Source organism: Ruicaihuangia caeni (assembly GCF_029952955.1).
GTDB lineage: Bacteria > Actinomycetota > Actinomycetes > Actinomycetales > Microbacteriaceae > Ruicaihuangia > Ruicaihuangia caeni.
On record NZ_JASATX010000001.1, the window covers coordinates 72711 to 93236 of the forward strand.

At 68.2% G+C, this 20526-nt stretch carries 17 protein-coding genes; 8 read left to right on the plus strand and 9 right to left on the minus strand.

What is annotated here, in order from left to right:
- Nucleotides 1-112 precede the first annotated feature (112 nt).
- The 3 genes from QF206_RS00340 to aroA all read right to left on the minus strand — a co-directional run bounded on the left by QF206_RS00340 (nucleotide 113) and on the right by aroA (nucleotide 3445).
- Nucleotides 113-859 carry an inositol monophosphatase family protein gene (locus tag QF206_RS00340; protein ID WP_281488090.1) on the minus strand — a complete coding sequence of 249 codons (747 nt, stop codon included), beginning with the start codon at nucleotides 857-859 and terminating at the stop codon, nucleotides 113-115.
- 132 nt (nucleotides 860-991) lie between these two features.
- Nucleotides 992-2017 carry a ribosome small subunit-dependent GTPase A gene (rsgA, locus tag QF206_RS00345; RefSeq protein ID WP_281487214.1) on the minus strand — a complete coding sequence of 342 codons (1026 nt, stop codon included), beginning with the start codon at nucleotides 2015-2017 and terminating at the stop codon, nucleotides 992-994.
- A gap of 15 nt (nucleotides 2018-2032) precedes the next feature.
- Nucleotides 2033-3445 carry a 3-phosphoshikimate 1-carboxyvinyltransferase gene (aroA, locus tag QF206_RS00350; protein WP_281487215.1) on the minus strand — a complete coding sequence of 471 codons (1413 nt, stop codon included), beginning with the start codon at nucleotides 3443-3445 and terminating at the stop codon, nucleotides 2033-2035.
- A 90-nt stretch (nucleotides 3446-3535) separates the two neighbouring features.
- Here aroA and QF206_RS00355 point away from each other — a divergent pair, with 90 nt between their 5' ends.
- Together QF206_RS00355 and QF206_RS00360 are read left to right on the plus strand one after the other, a co-directional pair.
- A complete protein-coding gene (locus QF206_RS00355) occupies nucleotides 3536-4195 on the plus strand; it encodes a sigma-70 family RNA polymerase sigma factor (RefSeq protein WP_281487216.1) in 660 nt (219 codons plus the stop codon).
- A complete protein-coding gene (locus QF206_RS00360) occupies nucleotides 4192-4434 on the plus strand; it encodes a zf-HC2 domain-containing protein (protein WP_281487217.1) in 243 nt (80 codons plus the stop codon). Before QF206_RS00355 ends, QF206_RS00360 begins: the two co-directional genes overlap by 4 nt.
- Before the next feature lie 150 nt (nucleotides 4435-4584).
- On the opposite strand, the gene QF206_RS00365 is transcribed toward QF206_RS00360, so the two are convergent.
- Nucleotides 4585-8388 carry a multifunctional oxoglutarate decarboxylase/oxoglutarate dehydrogenase thiamine pyrophosphate-binding subunit/dihydrolipoyllysine-residue succinyltransferase subunit gene (locus tag QF206_RS00365; protein WP_281487218.1) on the minus strand — a complete coding sequence of 1268 codons (3804 nt, stop codon included), beginning with the start codon at nucleotides 8386-8388 and terminating at the stop codon, nucleotides 4585-4587.
- 249 nt (nucleotides 8389-8637) lie between these two features.
- Here QF206_RS00365 and QF206_RS00370 point away from each other — a divergent pair, with 249 nt between their 5' ends.
- The 3 genes from QF206_RS00370 (at nucleotide 8638) to QF206_RS00380 (ending at nucleotide 12048) form a co-directional block, all read left to right on the plus strand.
- A complete protein-coding gene (locus tag QF206_RS00370) occupies nucleotides 8638-9969 on the plus strand; it encodes a hemolysin family protein (protein ID WP_281487219.1) in 1332 nt (443 codons plus the stop codon).
- Complete coding sequence (locus QF206_RS00375; RefSeq protein ID WP_281487220.1) at nucleotides 9966-11009, plus strand: hemolysin family protein; 1044 nt, start codon at nucleotides 9966-9968, stop codon at nucleotides 11007-11009. The genes QF206_RS00370 and QF206_RS00375 overlap by 4 nt, the downstream gene beginning before the upstream one ends.
- Nucleotides 11010-11178: 169 nt before the next feature.
- On the plus strand, nucleotides 11179-12048 hold the full coding sequence (locus QF206_RS00380) for an ADP-dependent NAD(P)H-hydrate dehydratase (protein WP_281487221.1): 870 nt from the start codon (nucleotides 11179-11181) through the stop codon (nucleotides 12046-12048).
- 39 nt (nucleotides 12049-12087) lie between these two features.
- On the opposite strand, the gene QF206_RS00385 is transcribed toward QF206_RS00380, so the two are convergent.
- Nucleotides 12088-13410, minus strand: a complete 1323-nt coding sequence (locus QF206_RS00385; protein WP_281488091.1) for an MFS transporter — start codon at nucleotides 13408-13410, stop codon at nucleotides 12088-12090.
- Nucleotides 13411-13715: 305 nt separating this feature from the next.
- Here QF206_RS00385 and QF206_RS00390 point away from each other — a divergent pair, with 305 nt between their 5' ends.
- The 3 genes from QF206_RS00390 (at nucleotide 13716) to QF206_RS00400 (ending at nucleotide 15525) form a co-directional block, all read left to right on the plus strand.
- The gene (locus QF206_RS00390) at nucleotides 13716-14036 is read left to right on the plus strand and encodes a thiamine-binding protein (protein ID WP_281487222.1); all 321 of its coding nucleotides are present in this window, start codon (nucleotides 13716-13718) and stop codon (nucleotides 14034-14036) included.
- Between the two features lie 78 nt (nucleotides 14037-14114).
- On the plus strand, nucleotides 14115-14711 hold the full coding sequence (locus QF206_RS00395) for an RNA polymerase sigma factor (protein WP_281487223.1): 597 nt from the start codon (nucleotides 14115-14117) through the stop codon (nucleotides 14709-14711).
- Nucleotide 14712: 1 nt separating this feature from the next.
- Nucleotides 14713-15525 (plus strand): hypothetical protein, encoded by an 813-nt coding sequence (locus QF206_RS00400; protein ID WP_281487224.1) that lies wholly within the window; start codon nucleotides 14713-14715, stop codon nucleotides 15523-15525.
- A gap of 110 nt (nucleotides 15526-15635) precedes the next feature.
- Here the strand turns inward: QF206_RS00400 and QF206_RS00405 are convergent, their stop codons facing one another.
- The 4 genes from QF206_RS00405 to metX form a co-directional block, all read right to left on the minus strand.
- Nucleotides 15636-16316 carry a response regulator gene (locus QF206_RS00405; RefSeq protein WP_281487225.1) on the minus strand — a complete coding sequence of 227 codons (681 nt, stop codon included), beginning with the start codon at nucleotides 16314-16316 and terminating at the stop codon, nucleotides 15636-15638.
- Between the two features lie 161 nt (nucleotides 16317-16477).
- Nucleotides 16478-17713, minus strand: a complete 1236-nt coding sequence (locus tag QF206_RS00410) for a hypothetical protein (protein WP_281487226.1) — start codon at nucleotides 17711-17713, stop codon at nucleotides 16478-16480.
- Entirely contained in the window at nucleotides 17710-18954 is a 1245-nt protein-coding gene (locus QF206_RS00415) for a sensor histidine kinase (protein ID WP_281487227.1), read from the minus strand. Before QF206_RS00415 ends, QF206_RS00410 begins: the two co-directional genes overlap by 4 nt.
- 338 nt (nucleotides 18955-19292) lie before the next feature.
- A complete protein-coding gene (metX, locus tag QF206_RS00420) occupies nucleotides 19293-20501 on the minus strand; it encodes a homoserine O-acetyltransferase MetX (protein WP_281487228.1) in 1209 nt (402 codons plus the stop codon).
- Nucleotides 20502-20526 lie beyond the last annotated feature (25 nt).

The following is a 20526-nucleotide window of genomic DNA, read 5'->3' on the forward strand; positions in this document are numbered from 1 at the left end:
TTTGCGGCGAGATGACGCAATCTGCTGCCGCAAACCGCTTGACGCTCGCCGATTCTGTCATCTCGGCGCAGGGGGCCCCGCCGGGTGGCGCGGCGTGAGTTCGCGCTGAGCTTCAGCGAGCGGCGAGCGCGCGAAGCGCTTCGTCGTGCAGCAGGCCGTTGGTGGCGAGCGCACTGCCGTGCCAGGGGCCCGTCTCACCGTCGATCGAGGTGAACCTGCCGCCCGCCTCCTCGATGATCGGCACGATGGCGGCCATGTCGTAGGGCTTGAGGTCGGGCTCGCTCACCAGGTCGATGGCGCCCTCGGCCACGAGCATGTACGACCACATGTCGCCGATGCCCCGCTCGCGCCAGACGGTGCGCGTGAGTTCGATGATGCGATCGAGGCGGCCGATCTCGTCCCAGCCCTGCAGCCGGTTGTAGCTGATGTTCGCCTCGGCCAGCGTCGCGACGTCTGAGACCGCGAGCCGCTGGGGCGCGCCGCCGTCGTGCTGCATCCACGCGCCTTCGCCGCGCGAGGCCCACCAGCGTCGGCCGAGCGCCGGCGCGCTCACTACTCCGAGCACCACGTCGCCGTCGATCGCGAGCGCGATCAGCGTGCCCCAGATCGGCACCCCTCGCATGAAGTTCGCGGTGCCGTCGATGGGATCGATGATCCACTGACGCGCGGATGCGCCTGCGGAACCGAACTCCTCACCGAAGACCGCATCGCCCTTGCGTGAGTCGGCGATGCGTTGACGCAGCACCTCCTCGACGCGCTTATCGGCATCCGTCACATGGGTGCGGTCGGCCTTCAGTTGCACATCGAGGTTCGCGGCACGGTACCGGTCGAGCGAGATCAGGTCTGCATCACCCGCCATCGAGAGGGCGAAGGCGAGATCGTCGTCGATGCTGTGCTCGGTCACGCCATCAGCGTAGCCGCCGCGCGCGCGGCCAGGGCGTGCCCAACGTCGGCCCAGCACCAGCGCCAGCACGGTGGGGCCGGCCGGGGCTCAGGCGCCGAGCGCCGCCAGCAGCCGCTGCGCCGAGTCGAGGCGATGGCGAGCGATCTCGCCCCGCTCGACCGCCTCTTCGATCGCGCAATCGGGTGAGTCCGGCATATGCGTGCATCCGCGGGGGCACCCCTCTGCGATCGCCGCGAGATCCGTGAACGCGCGGAGCACATTGCCGCGGTCGACATGGCCGAGGCCGAACGACCTCACGCCGGGAGTGTCGATGATCCACCCCCCTGTCGGCAGTCGGAGCGACACCGTCGACGACGAGGTGTGCCGCCCGCGACCGGTCACCTCGTTCACTCGCCCGGTGGCGCGATCAGCGCCCGGCACCAGAGCGTTCACCAGGGTCGACTTGCCCACACCGGAGTGCCCGACCGCGACGGTGCGGTGCCCGGCGAGCCGCTCGCGAAGCTCGTCAACGGGCGGGTCGTCCTGGCGGCTGAGGTAGACCTCGAGGTCGAGATCGCTGAAGTTCGAGAGGAACTCGGCCGGATCAGCGAGGTCGGTCTTCGTGACCACCACGAGAGGTCGGATGCCGGCATCGAAGGCCGCGACCAGGTATCGGTCGACGAGCCGCTGGCGCGGCTCGGGGTTCGCCGCAGCGACCACGATGAGCATCTGGTCGGCATTGGCGACGATGACGCGCTCCACCTCGTCGGTGTCGTCGGCGCTGCGCCGCAGCAGCGTCTCTCGTTCGCGCACCCGCACGGCGCGGGCGAGCGATCCCGGCTCGCCGGACGTATCGCCGACCAAGTCCACAACATCGCCGGTCACGATCGCTTTCTTGCCGAGCTCTCGGGCGCGCGCCGCCGTGACGGTCCGTTCGTCAGCTCCGCCCTCATCGACCACCACGCCGTAACGACCACGGTCGACGGTGATGACCCGTCCCTCCTGCGCGTTGGCGTGCTCCGGACGGATCTTGGTGCGCGGTCGGTTCCCCTTGGGGTTGGGGCGCGAGCGCACCGCCGACTCGTCGTACTCGCCGTACGGTTCGTCGACGTCGTCGTCGCTCCACCAGCTCATGCCGCGCTGCCCGGCCTACACGCTGCCGATCGCTGCGGCATCCGACCCGGCGCCGTCGTGCGAGAGCATGCCTCGCCACAGCTCGGGGAACTCCGGAAGCGTCTTGGAGGTGGTGGCGATGTCGTCGATCGCAACTCCCTCGACTGCCAGGCCGATGATCGAACCGGATGTCGCCATGCGGTGATCGGCGTATGCCTTCCAAGGCCCGCCGTGGAGCTTGCGCGGCTGCAACTCGAGACCGTCCTCCAGTTCCGTCACCGCGCCACCGAGACCGTTGATCTCGGCTGCGAGTGCGGCGAGCCTGTCGGTCTCGTGTCCGCGCAGGTGTCCGATGCCAGTGATGCGGCTGGGGCCGGCCGCGAGCGCTGCGAGCGCGACGAGCGCGGGCGCGAGCTCACCGCCCTCGCTGAGGTCGAGCTCCACACCAGGCAGCTGAGCTCCGCCTCGTACGCCATCCCCGCCGTCGACGGTGAGCGCGTCGCCATGGCGGGTCACGCTTGCACCGAAGCGGGGGAGCAGCTCCTCGAGGTGAGCGCCCACCTGCGTGGTCGTCGCAGGCCAGTCGTCGATCGTGACGGTGCCGCCCGCGACGAGCGCGGCCGCGAGGAAGGGCGCCGCATTCGAGAGGTCGGGCTCGATCGTAAGATCGCGCGCCCGAATCGGCTGCCGTGCCACCTTCCAGACGCCGGGTTCCGGGGATTCTACGGTCACTCCGCGGGCTCGCAGGCACTCGACAGTCATCTCGATGTGCGGCATGCTCGGGAGCCGGTCGCCCGTGTGCCGCAGCAGCAATCCCTCTTCGAAGCGGGGCGCGACCATCAGCAGGGCCGAGACGAACTGGCTCGACTCGCTCGCATCGATCTCGAGCTCGCCACCGGTGACACGGCCGGTGCCGTACAGGCTGAACGGCAGCGAGCCGCGTCCGTCGTCATTGACGTCGACACCGAGCGAGCGAAGCGACTCGATGGTCGCGCGCATCGGGCGCTTGCGCGCATACTCATCACCGTCGAAGGCGACGGGACCGAGCGCGAGTGCGGCCATCGGCGGCATGAAGCGCATCACCGTGCCCGCCAGCCCGCATTCGATCGAGGTGCCGCCGAGCAGCTCTTCAGGGGGCGTGATTCGCCGATCGGGGCCGTATGCACCGTCGCCCGGTACCGCCTCGATCGAGACGCCGAGTGCCCGCAGCGCCTCGATCATCAGCTCGCTGTCGCGAGACCGAAGCGGGCGGCGCAGGGTCGACGGCCCGTCTGCCAGGGCAGCCAGCACGAGCTCGCGATTCGTCAGGCTCTTCGAGCCGGGCAGCTGCAGGCGCGCGGCAAGGGGCGCCGTCGCGACTGGCGCCTGCCATGGTCCCGGTTCACCCGCGTTCCGCTGGTTGTCGCCATAGGGATCGAAATCGGGCTGGGAATACTTTGAGATCAGCATCGGTTTCCAGAGTATCGGCACTTTCTCAAAGGGATCGGGGCTCACGCAATGGCATTCACGCTCGAAGCCGCGCGCCTAGACTGGCGCACGATGGACGACGTGACGGGTGATGACACCCGGCCGGACGCGGATGCCGCGATCCAGCCGGCCGCTGACGACCGAAGCCACGGCAGCGAGCACGGCGATGTGCGCGACGTCTTCGAGTCGCAGGCCATGCCGTTCATGGATCAGCTCTACGCAGCGGCGATGCGCATGTCGCGGAACCCGGCCGACGCCGCCGACCTGGTGCAGGACACGTACGCCAAGGCCTTCGCCGCGTTCGGGTCCTTCAAACAGGGCACCAACCTCAAGGCCTGGCTGTACCGCATCCTCACCAATACCTACATCAACGCGTATCGCAAGCGGCAGCGCGACCCATACCAGGGCTCCATCGACGAACTCGAGGAGTGGCAGGTCGGTTCCGCCGAGTCGGCGACGTCGAGCTCGTCGCGCTCGGCAGAGGCGGAAGCGATCGACCGGATGCCGGCGGGCGCCGTCAAGGACGCCCTCCAGTCGATCCCCGATGACTTCCGCATCGCCGTCTACCTCGCCGATGTGGAGGGCTTCTCCTACCAGGAGATCGCTGAAATGATGAAGACCCCTACCGGCACCGTCATGAGCCGACTCCACCGCGGCCGACGGATGCTGCGAGAGCGATTGGCCGACTACGCCGCGGAGCGCGGCATCGGCCGCACCGGGAGCCCGAAATGACTGATTGCGAGAAGGCCCGCGCCGAACTCGAGGAGTACCTGCACAACGAGTTGGGCGCCGAAGACGCCGCGATGGTCGCCCAGCACCTCGCCGAGTGCGAGGACTGCCGGAGCGAGCACCGATTGGGCGCTGCGCTCACTGAGGCCGTGCGCCGCGCGTGCCGGGAGCGCGCGCCGGAAGAGTTGCGCGCGCTGGTGCTGACCCACATTCGAAGCGTTGAGGCGACCCAGGCGGTCTGAGCAGGGTCACTCCCAGGCGCCCTGAGCGGGCTCTCCGTCCAGCGGACGAGCACGGTGACCACGCGGGCGGCCCAGCCGCGGCAAACGAACGGTGCCCGCCCCGGATCATTCCGAGGCGGGCACCGGAGGCCGCTCTGTGTCGGCGCGGTCTCAGGCGAACGCGGCCGCGATCAGCTCCGCGTGCTCTTGCGCGCTGCGCTTGTTCGAGCCTGTGGCGGGGGAAGCGGATGCCGGGCGCGACGACACACGCAGGCTCCGACCCTCGAGGTGCTTCGGAAGCTCGAGGCCGAGGAACGGCCAAGCGCCCTGGTTCTCGGGCTCTTCCTGCACCCACACGATCTCGTTCGCGTTCGGGTACATGCGCAGCACCGTCTGCAGCTCGTCGGCCGGGAACGGGTAGAACTGCTCCATCCGCACGAGGGCGACGTCGGTGCGCTCCTGCTTCTTCACTTCGGCCTTCAGGTCGTAGTGGAGCTTGCCGGCATGCAGCAGCACCCGCGTGACGGCCGAGCGGTCGTCGACCGAGGCGTCGTCGATCACCGGTTCGAAGCGCCCGGTCAGGAAGTCCTCGACCTCGCTCGTGGCGCCCCGAAGGCGGAGCATCGCCTTGGGTGTGAACACGATGAGCGGACGGCGCGGCCGTGCGTACGCCTGGCGGCGAAGCAGGTGGAAGTACGACGCCGGGGTCGACGGACGGGCGATCGTCATGTTGTCTTCGGCAGCCATCTGCAGGAAGCGCTCGATACGGGCCGACGAGTGGTCGGGCCCCTGGCCCTCGTAGCCGTGGGGCAGCAGCAGCACCAGGCCGGCGCGCTGGTCCCACTTCTGCTCGGCGCTCGCGATGAACTCGTCGATGACGATCTGGGCGCCGTTGGCGAAGTCGCCGAACTGAGCTTCCCACAGCACCAGGGCGTCGGTGCGCTCGACGGAGTAGCCGTACTCGTACGCCATCGCTGCGTACTCGCTCAGCAGCGAGTCGTAGACCCAGAAGCGACCCTGGTTCTCCGCGAGGTTGCCGAGCGGCAGCCACTCCTGGCCGTTCTCACGGTCGTGCAGCACCGCGTGACGCTGCACGAAGGTGCCGCGGCGCGCGTCCTGCCCGACGAGACGCACCGGTGTGCCCTCGACCAGCAGCGATCCGAGCGCGAGCAGCTCTCCGAAGCCCCAGTCGATACCGCCATTGCGGCTCATCTCCACGCGCTTGTTCATCAGCTGCTGCAGCTTCGGATGCACGGTGAAGCCGGCGGGCTTGTTGTTGTGCGCGTCACCGATCAGCTCGATGATCGCCCGGTCGACGCCCGTCGTCTCGGGCGAGTGGGGCGGCTCCTCGATCTGAGCCGAGATGATGCCGCTCGCCGACACCGCCGGGATCGAGCCGGTCTGCGCCTCGTGCGTCTCGGCGAAGGCGCGCTCCAGGCTCTCCTGGAAGTCGCGCTGCGCCGCCTGGAACTCTTCCTCGGTGATGTCGCCGCGGCCGACGAGGGCCTCGGCGTACAGGGTGCGCACCGAGCGCTTGGCCTCGATGAGGTTGTACATCAGCGGCTGGGTCATCGACGGGTCGTCGCCCTCGTTGTGCCCGCGCCGGCGGTACGACACGAGGTCGATGACGACATCGCGCTTGAATTCCTGGCGGTACTTGAACGCGAGCTCCGCGACCCGCACGACGGCTTCGGGGTCGTCGCCGTTCACATGGAAGATCGGTGCCTGGATGGTCTTCGCCACGTCGGTCGCATAGACCGACGTGCGGCCCTCACCGGGCGGCGTGGTGAAGCCCACCTGGTTGTTGATGACGACGTGAACGGTGCCGCCGGTGCGGTAGGCCCGCAGCTGTGACATCTGCATGGTCTCCACGACCACGCCCTGGCCGGCCATCGCGGCGTCGCCGTGCACCAGGATCGGGAGCCACGTGAACGAGCCGATCGGCTTGCGGTCCTGCTTCGCGCGCACGATGCCCTCGAGCACGCCGTCGACGGCCTCGAGGTGCGACGGGTTCGCAGCGAGCGACACGGGGATCTGCTTGCCGGAGGCGGCGGTGAAGGTTCCCTCGGTGCCGAGGTGGTACTTCACATCGCCCGAGCCCTGCGGTGCGCGCAGATCGGTCGTCCCCTCGAACTCGCGGAACACCTGACCGTAGGTCTTGCCCGCGATGTTGGTGAGCACGTTGAGCCGACCGCGGTGCGCCATGCCGATGGCGACCCCGTCGAGCTCGGCCTCGGCCGCGCCCTGCAGGATCTCATCGAGCAGTGCGATCGTGGACTCGCCGCCCTCGAGGCTGAACCGCTTCTGACCCACGTACTTCGTCTGGAGGAAGGTCTCGAACGCCTCGGCCTGGTTGAGCTTGCCGAGAATCCGCATCTGCTCGTCGTGCGTCGGCTTCTCATACGGCTTCTCGAGCTGGTCCTGGAACCAGCGGCGCTGCACCGGGTCTTGGATGTGCATGTACTCGACGCCGATGGTGCGGCAGTACGAGTCGCGCAGCACGCCGAGGATGTCGCGCAGCGTCATGGTGCGCTTGCCGCCGAAGCCGTTCGTCACGAACTCGCGGTCGAGGTCCCAGAACGTGAGGCTGTGCGAGTTGATGTCGAGGTCGGGGTGCGAGCGCTGCACGTACTCGAGCGGGTCGGTGTCGGCCATGAGGTGACCGCGAACTCGGTAGGAGTTGATGAGCTCCTGGACCCGCGCGGTCTTGTCGACGCGCTCGGCGAGATCGATCTTGATGTCGGCGGCCCAGCGGATCGGGTCGTAGGGAATGCGCAGCGCCGCGAAGATCTCCTCGTAGAAGCCGCGCTGCCCGATCAGCAGCTCGTGCAGCAGCTTGAGGTACTCGCCCGAACCGGCGCCCTGGATGACCCTGTGGTCATAGGTGCTGGTGAGGGTGATCGTCTTGCCGATGCCGAGTTCTGCCAGCGTCTTGGGCGCCGACCCCTGGAACTCGGCCGGGTACTCCAGCGCACCGGCGCCGATGATGCATCCCGCGCCCTGCATGAGCCGGGGAACCGAGTGCACCGTGCCGATGCCGCCGGGGTTGGTGAGCGAGATGGTGTTGCCCTGGAAGTCGGCCAGCGTCAGCTTGTTGTTCCGCGCCCGCTTGACGACGTCTTCGTACGCGTTGAGGAACTCGCCGAAGTTCATGGTGTCGGCCCGCTTGATGCCCGGCACGACGAGCGTGCGGGAACCGTCGGGCTTCGGAAGATCGATCGCGATGCCGAGGTTGATGTGGGCCGGGGTCACGACGGACGGCTTGCCGTCGATGACGTCGTAGTAGACGTTCTGGCTGGGGAAGTCCTTCAGCGCCTTCACTATCGCCCACGCGATGAGGTGGGTGAACGACACCTTGCCGCCGCGCGTGCGCTTCATGTGGTTGTTGATGACGATGCGGTTGTCGATCATCAGCTTCGCGGGGATGGTGCGTACGCTCGTCGCCGTCGGCACCGCGAGGCTCGCGTCCATGTTCGTGGCCACGGTCTTCGCGACCCCGCGAAGCGGCTGCACCTCGTCCTGCCGCTCGGTCACCTCGGCGGCCGGCTCCGCCGCCTGCTTCGTCGGCGCCTGCGCCGGGATCGGCTGCGGCTTCGGCTGCACCGAAGTGGTCTTCGCGATGGGCTGCGCGCCGGTCACGACCGGCGGGCTCGTCGGCGTGGGCTTGGTGGGCGGGTTGACGGCCCCCGGGGCTGCGGGCGCGGCCTGTGGAGCGGTGCCGTTCGCGGCCGTCGACGGTGCGTCGATCGCGTCGGATGCCGCCTGCTTCGGAAGCTCGCCGGCCTCAGTGGCGGCGACAGCGCCGCCATTCTTCACCGAGGGCTTGTACCGTTCGAGGATCGGCCACCAGGACTGATCCACTGAGTTCTTGTCTTCGAGATACTGCTCGTACATCTCGTCGACGAGCCACTCGTTCGCACCGAACTCGCCGGTCGAGGAATCATTCGAGCGAGTTCCGGTTACACGGCTTGACACAGCCAACCGCCCACTTTCACCAAATCACGCAATCGCTGCTCTTGACGCGCGCCTCCAGTCATAGGCACACCGGTTTCTAGCCTACGCGTTCTGGTGCCGGCACCGGCATCCGGCGGGGCTTCTGCGGCATGAAAAATCGAGCAGAATTTCCATCGACTGCGCTCGTTATAGTGGAACGCACCATGGATGACCCTCCGTCTTGCTCGTCCGATCCCTCCCATAGACGCTCGCCGGTGATCGGGGGTGTCGATGCCCACTGAGCTCGTCATGCTGGCCATCGGCATCATCCTGACCATCGGCACCGGGCTGTTCGTCGCGTCCGAGTTCGCACTGGTGAACCTTGACCGAGCCGATCTGGAAGCGCGCCGCGCTCGAGGCGAGACCCGTCTCGGCCTCACCATCTCGGCGCTGCGCATCACATCGACGCACCTCTCGAGTGCGCAACTCGGCATCACGCTCACGACTCTGCTCACCGGCTACACCCTGGAACCGGCCTTTAGCGGGATGCTGCGAGAGCCGATCACCGGGCTGGGAATCCCCGATGCCGCTGTCCCCGCCGTGTCTTCGACGATCGCCATGGTGATCGCGACTCTGCTGTCGATGATCATCGGCGAGCTCGTGCCGAAGAACTTCGCGCTGGCGCTGCCGTTGGCCACGGCCAAAGTCGTCATTCCGTTCCAGACGGCCTTCACCTGGGCGTTCAAGCCGGCGATCGTCGCGCTGAACGGAACCGCCAACGCGACGCTCCGGAGCATGGGCATCGAGCCGAAGGAGGAGCTGAGCGGCGCTCGCACCGCAGAGGAGCTGAGCTCGCTGGTGATCCGCTCCGCCCGAGAGGGTTCGCTGGAGGCCGACACGGCGACCCTGCTGGCGCGCACGCTCGCGTTCTCCGACCGCACGGCATCCGATGTGATGACCCCCCGCCCGCGCCTATCGACGGTCGGCCGCAGCGACTCGGCCGAGACGGTGATCGAACTCGCGCGGCGCACGGGCCTCTCACGCTTTCCAGTGACGGGAGACGACGGCATCGACGACATCCTCGGTCTCGTGCACATCAAGCAGGCGGTCGCGGTGCCCCGTGAGAAGCGCGCGGAGGTGCCGGTCTCGGCCCTGCAGACCGAAGCGTTGCGCGTGCCCGAGACGATGCGGCTCGACATGCTGCTCGGTGAGATCCGGGGGCGCGGCTACCAGATGGCGATCGTCGTGGACGAATACGGCGGGACCGCGGGCGTGGCGACTCTGGAGGACCTGGTCGAGGAACTCATCGGCGAAGTCTCGGACGAGCATGACCGATCGCGGGCCGGCGTGGTGCGCGCGCGCGACTGGGTGAGCTTCCCGGGAAGCCTCCGACCGGATGAGCTCAAGGAGCGCGCTGGCGTCGTGGTGCCGGAGCACGGTGCGTATGAGACCGTGGCCGGTTTCGTCATGAGCGAGCTCGGCCGCATTCCCGATGTCGGCGACACCGTCGAGCTCGACGGCGGCACGTTGCGGGTCGATCGCATGGACGGGCGGCGCATCGACCGCATCCGGTACATCCCGCATGCCGATGACGCGGCCGACGACGAAGGAGCATCACGATGAGCGCCGCCGACTGGTGGGGCATCGCCTGGCTCGGCATCCTGCTGCTGGTCAACGCCTTCTTCGTCGGTGCAGAGTTCGCCGTCATCTCGGCGCGGCGCTCGCAGATCGAGCCCAAGGCTGAACGCGGTTCGCGTGCCGCCCGTACCGCGCTGTGGGCGATGGAACATGCCACGCTCATGCTCGCGACCAGCCAGTTGGGCATCACGGTCTGCTCGCTGCTCATCCTCAACATCTCCGAGCCCGCGATCCACCACCTGCTCGAACTGCCGCTGCAGTACACCGGCTGGTCGCCGGAGGTCATCGGCACGGTGTCGTTCATCATCGCGCTCGTGCTGGTCTCGTTCCTGCACGTGGTCTATGGCGAGATGGTGCCGAAGAACCTGTCGTTCTCGATGCCCGACCGCGCGGTGCTGCTCCTGGCGCCGCCGCTCGTGTTCGTGGGCCGAGTCTTCAAGCCGGTGATCGTCGCGCTGAACGCGGTCGCGAACGGTGTGCTGCGGTTGTTCCGTGTGCAGCCGAAGAACGAGGCGACGAGCGCGTTCACACTCGACGAGGTGGCGACCATCGTGCAGCACTCCACACGTGAGGGCGTGCTGGCAGACACGACCGGTGCGCTGAGCGCGGCGTTCGAATTCACAGAGAAGCAGGTGCGTGACATCGCCTTGCCGCTCGACCGCATCGTGACGCTGCCCGAACAGGCCACGCCGTCGGATGTGGAGCGGTCGGTCGCGCAGCGCGGCTTCAGCCGTTACGTCCTCGTCGATGAGCAGGGTGAGCCGAGCGGCTACGTGCATCTGAAGGACGTGATCGATCTCGACAATGGCGGCTACACCGAACCGGTGCCGTCGAAGCGCGTGCGACAGCTGATCTCGGTCTTCGAGGGCCAAGACCTCGAAGACGCGCTCGCGACCATGCGTCGCAACGGTGTGCACCTGGCGAGGACCTTCGACACCGACGGAGAGACGCGCGGCGTGATCTTCCTCGAGGACATCATCGAGGAGCTCGTGGGCGAGGTGAGGGACGCGACGCGGCGACGCTGAGCGATGCGCGGTGAGCCTGCCGGGAGCGCGGTGGCGCTGAGGGCGCTGCGGGCGCGGCGCTAAGGGCGGCGCAGCGGCGCTCAACGGGATGTCTGCGGCAATGGACCGCTGCCACTCGGACAGTGAGACCTCCGCGGCGGGAGCAGTCTGGCTCGCTTATCGTGGCACCATGCGAATCTGGCGCCCCGCCGACGCCGCGCGTCACGTCACCGTGCCTCTCGAGCACGACGACAAGTACTCGCGCGGAGTGCTCGGCATCGCTACCGGCTCGGAGTCGTACCCGGGAGCCGCGGTGCTCGGCGTCGATGCGGCCTTGCACACCGGCGTCGGCATGGTGCGCTACGTCGGGCCGGATGCCGCCGGCTCCCTCGTGCTGCAGCGTCGCCCTGAGGCGGTCCGGGCGCGGGGGCGAGTGCAGGCCTGGCTCATCGGCAGCGGCATCGACGCCGAGCACCGGGACGCCTCCACGGAGCGCGCGCTCCGAGAAGCCTTCGCCGACGGAGTGCCGGTCGTGGCCGACGCGGGAGCGCTTGATCTCGTAGTCGAAGGGCTGCACCGCTCGACGGGAGACCCGGGGCGGCTGATCATCACGCCCCACGCCGGCGAGCTCGCGCGGATGCTGGGTGCCGCGCGCGTCGACGTGGTCGCTGATCCGGTCGCCGCTGCGCATGAGGCCGCGCGCCGGTGGGACTGCGTCGTGCTGCTCAAGGGGCACCTCACTGTCGTCGCGGGCGGAGACGTTGTAGTGGGCGCTCGAGCGGCGACCCCATGGCTCGCGACGGCGGGAGCGGGCGACGCCCTGGGCGGCGTGCTCGGCGCCATGCTCGCGACGAGAGCCGCCCGGTGGGAAGTGGAGCCCGCGAACAGCGCCGATGCCGCAGCGCTGGTTGAGCTCGCGGCGAGCGCCGCGGTCGTGCACGGAATCGCCGCGAACCGCGCATCCGGGGGAGGACCGTTCACCGTGCTGGAGTTGTGCCAGCACCTGCCCCAGGTGATAGCAGAACTCGCCCAGCTCGCGACTCGCGAACCTGAAGGGTGAACGAAGTCCAGATGAGGCGGGCCTCCTCGCGGAGCTCACTCAAGCTGCGGCTGTCGCGGGCGTCTGCGCTCCACCGGCCAAGAATTCCTGCGACAGCATCCGGTATGAGCGCGTGGCGAACGCGAGCAAGGCGAGCACGACCAGCGCAAGTCCGCTCATGAAGAACACGAGCGCGATGCCGCGCGCGTCTCCATCGCCGAGCAGCCACTCCCAGGTCGCTGCACCGGCGTCAGAACGCATGTACGGGATGATCCAGAACTCGGCGATGGGCGCGATCAGGAACGCGGTGATCGGGGCGGCAGCGGCCTCGAACGCCTGGGCGATCCCGAAGACGCGGCCCTGGCGGCGGAAGGGGACGACACGTTGGATCACCGTCTGCTCGGCCGCCTCCACGGCCGGGATGAGCACCATGTACAGCCAGATTCCGGCGGCGTAGAGCCACCACCATTCGCGCACTGTGAAGATTGCGCCGAGCACCCCCATCACGACGACGATCGTGAGCATCGTGCGGATGGGGTTGCGTCCGAGGCCGAACTTCGCGACGAGGATGCCGCCGATGATGAACCCCGTCGAGCTGACGCCGAAGACGATTCCCCAGGCCTCGACAGGGAACAGCGTCAACCCGTAGGGGTCCATCAACGCGATGTAGACACCGCCGATGAGGTTGTTCAGGGTCGTGAAGACGATGAGCGCGAAGAGGCCCGGCACGGCACGGATCACCGCGATGCTGCCGCGGAGGTCGACCGCCGGCGGCCTTCCGTCGTCGGTGACCGGCCGCTCCTCAGGGATGCGCACGAACAGCAGGTGCACGAACGACACGACCGTGAAGACGACCGCGATGACGAGCGTCCATCCCATGCCGACCAAGCCGATGGCGAGTCCGCTGAACACACTCGTCACGATGAACGCGAGGCCCTGCACTGTGCCGACCATGCCGTTTGCGTTCGCGTGGCGCTCGACGGGAACGAGCAGGGTGACGGTGGTCGAGAGTGCGATGTTGCGAAGGTTCTCGACGACCGAGCCGAACAGGATCACCCCTGCCAACAGCCAGAACCAGGGGCCGCCCAGGTCGACCAGCGCCGATTCCGGCTGTGCGAGGTAGATCAGCCCGGCGACCGCGAACGCGATGAGGGTGATCGTGCTCGAGAACAGCATCACACGGTGCTTCCGGTGCCGGTCCACGATGGTGCCGAACAGGATGCCGAAGGCGGCGATCAGCAGCATGTACGCACCGCCGATCACGCCGGTGGCGAGCACCGATCGGGTTTCGAGGTACACCCAGAACGTCAGCGCGAACCAGAGGAAGCTCGTCGTCACGTTGGCGATCATCGTGTTCACCAGCACATGCGCGAAGTCGCGCATGCCCGAGGTGCTCGGGGGTGAAACCTCGCCGGCCGGGCGCGACTGCTCCGCGCTGTCGCGCAGTTCGCCTCCGCCGTGCTGGTCGGCCACCTTTGCGAGAATAGCCACCGCTCACAGCATCCGATACCCCGTCACGGCGTGGCTCGTGCCCGTTCGTGAGCCCTGACAGCAGGTGCAGGTCGACCCCGGGCGTGGCACGCTGGGAGCGAGGCCCTGAGAGGCCCTTCGCCTCCTCGAGCACGTCGCAGGAGGCGTGTGCCGACGGAGAACTTCCGCTCACCCAGCCCCGAGACCTAGGAGCCCTCATGCTCGTCGCATTCTCTGTCGCCCCGAGCGGAACCGGCCGCGCGGACGGTTCCGTGCACGACGCTGTCGCGGCGGCCGTGCGCATCGTGCGCGACTCGGGCTTGCCCAACCGCACCGACTCGATGTTCACCACGATCGAGGGCGAGTGGGACGAGGTCTTCGACGTCATCAAACGCGCCACCGAGGCGGTCGGCCATTACGGATCACGAGTGTCCCTCGTGATCAAGGCGGATATCCGCCCCGGCTACGTGGACGAGATCGACGGAAAGGTGGAACGGCTCGAGCGCGAGCTGGCGGGGGACTCGTACACCGACGATTGACCCCGGGCCTCCGTCGGGCGCCGCACCGAACGGCTCCGGCATCCCCCAGGCGGGGGTCACGTACACTCGCTCAGCGTGATGCGAGCGCAACGCCCTCAACCCGGTGAGACGTCGTTCGAGACCGTGCTGGCGGCTGCTCGGGACGGCGAGCAGTGGGCGGCGACCGCCATCTGGGTCGAGTACGCGCCCGCGGTCACAGCGTTTCTCTCCGCCCGTGGATCTCGCGAGCCAGAAGACCTCGCCAGTGAGGTATTCCTCGCGATCTTCGATACGATCGGCCGGTTCCACGGCGATCGCGATGCGTTCCGGTCCTATGTGTTCTCGATCGCGTACCGGCGATTGGTCGACGAGCTTCGACGACGCGAACGTCGAGGCGAACATGAGCCGTGGACGCCCGAGCGAGATCTGCGGCGGTCGGCCAGCGCTGAGCACGAAGCGACAGCCCGCCTGGGAGACAGGGATGCTCTCGCGCTGCTCGATTCGCTCGCACCCGACCAGCGCGATGTGATGGTGCTGCGGATCATCGCAGACCTCACCATCGAGCAGGTGGCGGCGGTGCTCGGGAAGCGGGTGGGGGCCGTGAAGGCGCTGCAGCGACGAGCGATCGCGCAGCTCCGAAAAAAAGTTGCGCCACCCCGTACCCCTGACAGCGGCCCGGACGATAGCGGTGAATGAGATGACGAAGCAGAGGATCAGCGAAGGCGACATCGAGTCGCTCGTGCGAGGCACGGCGCCCGCCGGCCGTCCAGACCTGGACGCGCTGGCACACGAGATCGCCGAGTTCCGTCATGCTTCGTTCGCCCGGATCGCGCAGCCCAGTGCTGCGCTCGCCGAGCGACTCGGCCTCGAGGCGCAGCAGGGCGCGCCCGAACCGGCCGGCGTCTTGGCGGCGGCCGATCGGCTGTCGCGCGAACACCCTGCGGTGTCGGAGGCGATGCCGCAGACAAAGATGGGAAAACGAATGCTCGAATGGCTCGCAGGTCTCGGGATCGCTGCGAAATTGACCCTCGGCTCGGCAGTCGCTGTTGCGGCGACCGCCGGTGTCGGAGCAGCAGGTGTGCTGCCGGACCCGGCTCAGGACGCCTTCGACCGCGTGTTCTCGGTCACTGAGGAAGCCCCCGAGGTCGAGCCGGAAGACATCGAGGCGCCGGTCACCGAGGTGACTGACACGGTCGATGAGACGGTCGATGAGACCGCCGATGAGGTACAGGACGGCGTGGATTCCACCGTCTCTGAGGGTGCCGAGTTCGGCGCCTGGGTCTCGGAGAAGGCGCAGGCCGACGACAAGATCGGTGCGGAGTTCGGCGCAGAGGTCTCCGAGCGCGCGAAGACGCTCGGCGGCGCGGCGGACGTCTCCGTCGGCGTTGAAGCAGAGACCGAGACCGATGGTGCCGAGGCCGGCGTCACGGCTGACGTCAAGGCCGGCAAGGGGCTCTCGGTGAGCTCCGAGGTCAAGGCCGACACTGGCGTGCGAGGCTCCGACCGCTGATCGTTCGCGCAGGCACTGCTCGGGGCGCTCGTCGACAACGACGGGCGCCCCTCGGCATGCCGAGGGTCAGCGCCCGGTCATGCACGCGACCGAATCCGCAGGCGGATGAGCTAGAACTGGCCGCCCGGGATGTCAGTCGGAGTGAGGATGCCGTCCTGGATCGCTCGCTTGCGCAGCGCGACCTTGGTGCCCACGTCGATGCCCGCCATGCGGTACTTCTCCCGGATGCGCTTGAGGTAGCTCTTCGCGGTCTCCTCGGAGATCGAGAGCTGGTACGCGACCGACTTGACCGGTTCGCCACCGCCGTAGAGCGCCATGACGCGGCGCTCCTGCGCACTCAGCCGCGGACTGCCGCTCTCGTCGTTCTGCGACAGCGCCATGTCGAGTTCAGCCGAGACGAACGACTCGCCGTTCGCGGCGGCGCGAATCGCCTCGACGATCATGTCGGCGTCTTCACTCTTCACGAGGTACCCGAGGGCGCCGGCGGCGAGCGCCTCGCGCACCACGTTGGGCTCCGAGTAGGTGCTCATGAGCACTGCGCGCACACCTGAAGTGCGCAGTGTCGCGATCTTCAGTGCGACCGGGATGTTGTCCTTGAGGTCGAGGTCGAGCAGCACGACATCGACGCGAGACGGGAATGCCGGGTGGGTGAGCAGCTCCGCCCACGTGGGCACGGCCAGCACTGTCTCGATGTCGTCCGCGGCATTGCGGATCCACTCGGTGAGTGCCCCCAACAGCATCCGGTGATCATCAACGATCGCCACCCGAATAGCGGCTGTTTCGCTCCCCACGTCACGATCCCCTTTCGACGTCTGCTTTCAGAGTAACGGTCGCCGCCCACACGCAAGACCATGTCGGCCGGTGTGCGGAACCGCCGATGATCGACCTGCCCGGGTGGCCGAACGGACTCTGCGGCGGTGCCGCGAGTCACGCGGTGCAGCATCCGTCATGGTCATTGCCCCGGGTTGTCTGCCAGGCATTCGATGTCGATGACGATGCCCTTCCGGATCAGTGAGTGCGTGTACCGGCCGACTGCGCCGATCGCATTCCACGCCGCAGGGTCGACCTGCGTCCGGCCGATGCCGCTGATCTCGAGCCGTATCGGCACGATCAGCCGGTGGCCGACGGGTGTGAGCCGGGTCTGGGTGGCAGGACCGAGCGTCAGCGTGATGCGACGCACGACCGACCGCGCGTTCACCTCGCCGACGAGCAGCCAGATCGCCGAGAGCAGGCCATCGCGCTGCCTGGGCTCGAGGAGCCCTGCAAGCCCTCCGGAGTCGGTGAGGAGCACCGATCTACGGAGCAGCTCCGACTCGCTCACGGCGTGCTGCAGCCAGGTCTCACGACGTCCCTCGAGAAGGTGGAGACGCAACTCGGTTGCGAGCGAGGCGGCGGTCGTCGCGGTCTTGGGGTCGAGCGGCAGGGGCGCACGACCGGTGGCGACCGAGTCGAGCAGCTTCTCGGCAGCGAGGTCGAGCCGTGCGAGTTGCTCGGAGGCCAGGAGCCCCACCGCGAACGGGGGCGCGGAAACCGTGCTGTGCACCAGCACGCGATCGAGTTCGAGCTGCACCATCGACCGGAAGCGCTGTGCGATCCATGGGCCGACCAGTCCCGGGGCCAGCACACTGGCGAGCACCGCGACCTGCACCGGCAGCGTCTCGGCAGGCGTTCTCGTGGTGATGGAGATGGCCGCGACGAATACCGCACCGACCAGCGCGACGAGCGCGAACACCTGGGGTGCGGGTCGCAGCGAGCTGAGGAGCAGTGTCGAGAAGGCAGCGGATGCCGCAGCCGCCGCATTCCCGATGATGCCCGGCACTGTCCACACCGCCGCGAAATCGATTGCGACGGTCAGGGCCAGCCCGACGATGAGCACGGCGAACAGCCAAGAGGGCATCTCTCGGCCGATGCGTCGCAGCGTGATGAGCGTGCCGGTGAGTGTCGCGGCATGCACGAGCCACGCGAGCGCCGACAGCTCGGGAGCCGGATGCCAGGGCAGCTGAGTCAGGTAGAAGGCGAAGGCGGCGACCGCGTAGGTGATGCTGACGATCGCAGCACCGAGCGACAGCGACCCCACGCCGAGCGACGCACCTCGCTCCGTGGCTTGGCGAACCGCTCGCGGCATCGGGCCGGTATCGCGCGTACGCCGGATGATCGTGGCGAGCGAGTACTCCAAGGTGCGGCTCATCGTGGCACCTCGAGCACGACCGTGGTGCCTTGGCCTGGTGTTGAGAAGAGCTTGGCGGTGCCGCCGACCTCCTGCAGCCGTCCTACCACCGACTCCCGCAGTCCGAGTCTGTGCTCGTCGATCTCGTCGATGTCAAAGCCCACACCGCTATCGGTCACCATCGCGCGCACCGCCTGCTCATCGGTCGTGATCGTGACATCGGCCTGGGTGACCTGGGCGTGCCTGCGCACATTCTCCAGGCACTCCGCGAGCGCCATGAGGAAGGCATCGAGCACATGGCTGGGCAGCAGCACCTGCCCAGTGCCGTGCCACGACACCTCGAGTCCCATGCGGCTGAACCGCTGCTTCACCGATTCGAGGGTCGTGCCGAGTTCCGTCTCTGCGACTGGTTCCAGCAGGTACTGTCCCGATGACTGCGGCGTCGGCGTCGCTCCCATGCGCAGCTGGCGGAGCAGTCGCGCATCGTCGCCCGCTTGCTGGCGAAGGGCAGTCGGCGATACGCCCACTCCGGAGTGGGCGAGCAGCGTCAACGTCGCGAGCACGGTGTCGTGCAGCAGTCGCGCGCCTTGGCGACGTCGCGCCTCGGTTTCGCTCGAGTGGCGCTCCACCTGGTGCGCCCGCCCGATGTGGCGGATGCTCCGAGACACCATGGGCACGAGCTGTCGAAGCCAGACGCCGGTGAACCCGAGCACGGCCCAGCCGATGGCGGTGGCGGCAGGCGGGCCTGCAGAGGGCCAGTCGGCCGCTGCGACCAAGCCGGTGGTGACGGCACCAAGAGCTGCGAGCACGGCGACCTGCCGCACCGACGACACGAGGAGCAGCGCGAATGCTCCGAGACCGCCCGCTCCGAGCACCGCGAGGGACGTGGCGACGGATGCTGTCACAGCCTCGTCCGCAGCGGCGGGAGCGCCGTCGAGCGGCGTATCGAGCGGGTCACCCAGTCCGGCGTCATCGAGGAGCACATCGCCGAGGGGAACGCCGGAGGGCGACAGGATCGCGACCAGCATGATGCCGAGCCCAGCGGCGGCTCCGAGCGCAACCCAGAGCGCGGGGACCGAGCCGCCCGAGCGCGCGTGAGCCACGATGAGCAGTGCGAACAGCGGCAGCGTCGCGAGGTACGACGTCCAGGGGAGCACCCCCGGCACGCTGAGGCAAGCGAATGCAACCCCCGTGGCGAGGATGCCGACGAGGCGCGAGAGGTCGTGAAGCAACCGGTCGCGCTCTTTCGAGAGCAGATCCATCGCTCCAATAGTGACACGTCGCCACACCAATAGTGGGGGTGCCACCCCGTCGATTCCGCGACGCCGCGGGCACTAATCTGGGGTAGACAGAGGGGTACACCGGGGAAACCCGGCCGCCACGAACGAATGCTCCCGGGCCCGCCTTGCGGCAGGGCCGCCGGTACCGCTGCCTTCGGGGGGAGCGCAGCAGCGCCCGCGCATCGGAGCATTCCATTGGGGGAACGGAGCGGGGCCGTCGTCATCGACGCGGCCCCTTTTCCGTCTCTGGGTTCTCCGCCTCTGGGTTCTCGGTCTCTGGATGCTTCCTGGGCCGAGCGTTCCGAGCCAGAGCGCCCCTGCTATTCGTCGAGGAGTCGGCGCAGATGGGCGCCGACCAGGGCGTCCTCGATCAGGAACGCGTCGTGCCCGTATGGCGAGGAGATCACGGCCGGCTCAGCGCCGTCGATGCCGTTCCGGAGATGCTTCGCGATGCGCTGCTGGTCGGCGAGCGGGAACAACCGGTCCGAGTCGATGCCGAGCACCAGCGTGCGGGCGGTGATCCGCTCGAGCGCTGCGGCGACGCCTCCGCGATCGCCGGCGCCGATGTCGTGCGAACTCATCGCGTTGACCAGCGTGATGTAGCTGTTCGCGTCGAATCGCCTCGTGAACTTGTTGCCATGGAAGTCGAGGTAGCTCTCGACGGCGTACACGCCGCCGTGACCAAGCGGCGAGATGCCGCTCTGCCAGCTGCGCGCGAACCGCGCATTGAGCTCGTCGGGAGAGCGGTAGTTGAGCAGCGCCATCCGCCGAGCGAGGGCGAGCCCGCGGTGAGGGCCGTCGCCGTCGGCGGCGTCGTAGTAGTCGCCGCCATTGAACGCGGCATCCACCCTGATCGCCTCGGTCTGCACCGAGTTCAGCGCGATCTGATCGGCACTCGAGATCGCGGGTGCCGCGAGTACGGCTAGGCGTTCGACGTGATCGGGGTGGCTCACGCCCCACTCAAGCGCATGCATCCCGCCCATCGAGCCGCCCACCACGGCGGCCCAGCGCTCGATGCCGATGGCCTCGCCGAGCGCGTGCTGCGCGGCCACCTGATCACGAATCGTCAAGAACGGGAACCGGGCCCCCCACTCGGCGTCGCCCGGGCCGAGCGACGCGGGGCCAGTGCTGCCCTGGCAGCCGCCGAGCATGTTCGGAGCCACCACGAACCAGCGTTCAGTGTCGATGGCGCGACCCGGCCCGACGATTCCGCCCCACCACCCGGCTGTCGGATGCCCTGGCCCTGGCGCGCCGACCACGTGACTGTCGCCGGTCAGGGCGTGCAGCACCAGCACGGCGTTGTCGCCGGCGGCATTGAGCTCGCCATACGTCTCGTACGCCATGCGCACGCCGGGAAGACGCTCACCGCTCTCGAGCTGCAGAGCACCGATCGAGACGAACAGGCGCTGCCCGGGGTGGTCTCCCTCGCGCCATGCACCGCTCGCCGGGGGCTTGCCCAGCACCGACCGCACGTTCGCCTCGGTGATGAACTCGGAGGGAACGGTGTCTTCGGAGGTCTGCCAATCCATGGTCTAGCCAGTATCCCGAACCCGT

Coding starts and splice junctions, on each gene's coding strand:
- QF206_RS00340 (WP_281488090.1), bottom strand. CDS start 859: ATGGCGGGTGATGCAGACCTGATCTCGCTCGACCGGTACCGTGCCGCG.
- rsgA (WP_281487214.1), bottom strand. CDS start 2,017: ATGAGCTGGTGGAGCGACGACGACGTCGACGAACCGTACGGCGAGTAC.
- aroA (WP_281487215.1), bottom strand. CDS start 3,445: ATGCTGATCTCAAAGTATTCCCAGCCCGATTTCGATCCCTATGGCGAC.
- QF206_RS00355 (WP_281487216.1), top strand. CDS start 3,536: ATGGACGACGTGACGGGTGATGACACCCGGCCGGACGCGGATGCCGCG.
- QF206_RS00360 (WP_281487217.1), top strand. CDS start 4,192: ATGACTGATTGCGAGAAGGCCCGCGCCGAACTCGAGGAGTACCTGCAC.
- QF206_RS00370 (WP_281487219.1), top strand. CDS start 8,638: ATGCCCACTGAGCTCGTCATGCTGGCCATCGGCATCATCCTGACCATC.
- QF206_RS00375 (WP_281487220.1), top strand. CDS start 9,966: ATGAGCGCCGCCGACTGGTGGGGCATCGCCTGGCTCGGCATCCTGCTG.
- QF206_RS00380 (WP_281487221.1), top strand. CDS start 11,179: ATGCGAATCTGGCGCCCCGCCGACGCCGCGCGTCACGTCACCGTGCCT.
- QF206_RS00385 (WP_281488091.1), bottom strand. CDS start 13,410: ATGCGCGACTTCGCGCATGTGCTGGTGAACACGATGATCGCCAACGTG.
- QF206_RS00390 (WP_281487222.1), top strand. CDS start 13,716: ATGCTCGTCGCATTCTCTGTCGCCCCGAGCGGAACCGGCCGCGCGGAC.
- QF206_RS00395 (WP_281487223.1), top strand. CDS start 14,115: ATGCGAGCGCAACGCCCTCAACCCGGTGAGACGTCGTTCGAGACCGTG.
- QF206_RS00400 (WP_281487224.1), top strand. CDS start 14,713: ATGACGAAGCAGAGGATCAGCGAAGGCGACATCGAGTCGCTCGTGCGA.
- QF206_RS00410 (WP_281487226.1), bottom strand. CDS start 17,713: ATGAGCCGCACCTTGGAGTACTCGCTCGCCACGATCATCCGGCGTACG.
- QF206_RS00415 (WP_281487227.1), bottom strand. CDS start 18,954: ATGGATCTGCTCTCGAAAGAGCGCGACCGGTTGCTTCACGACCTCTCG.
- metX (WP_281487228.1), bottom strand. CDS start 20,501: ATGGATTGGCAGACCTCCGAAGACACCGTTCCCTCCGAGTTCATCACC.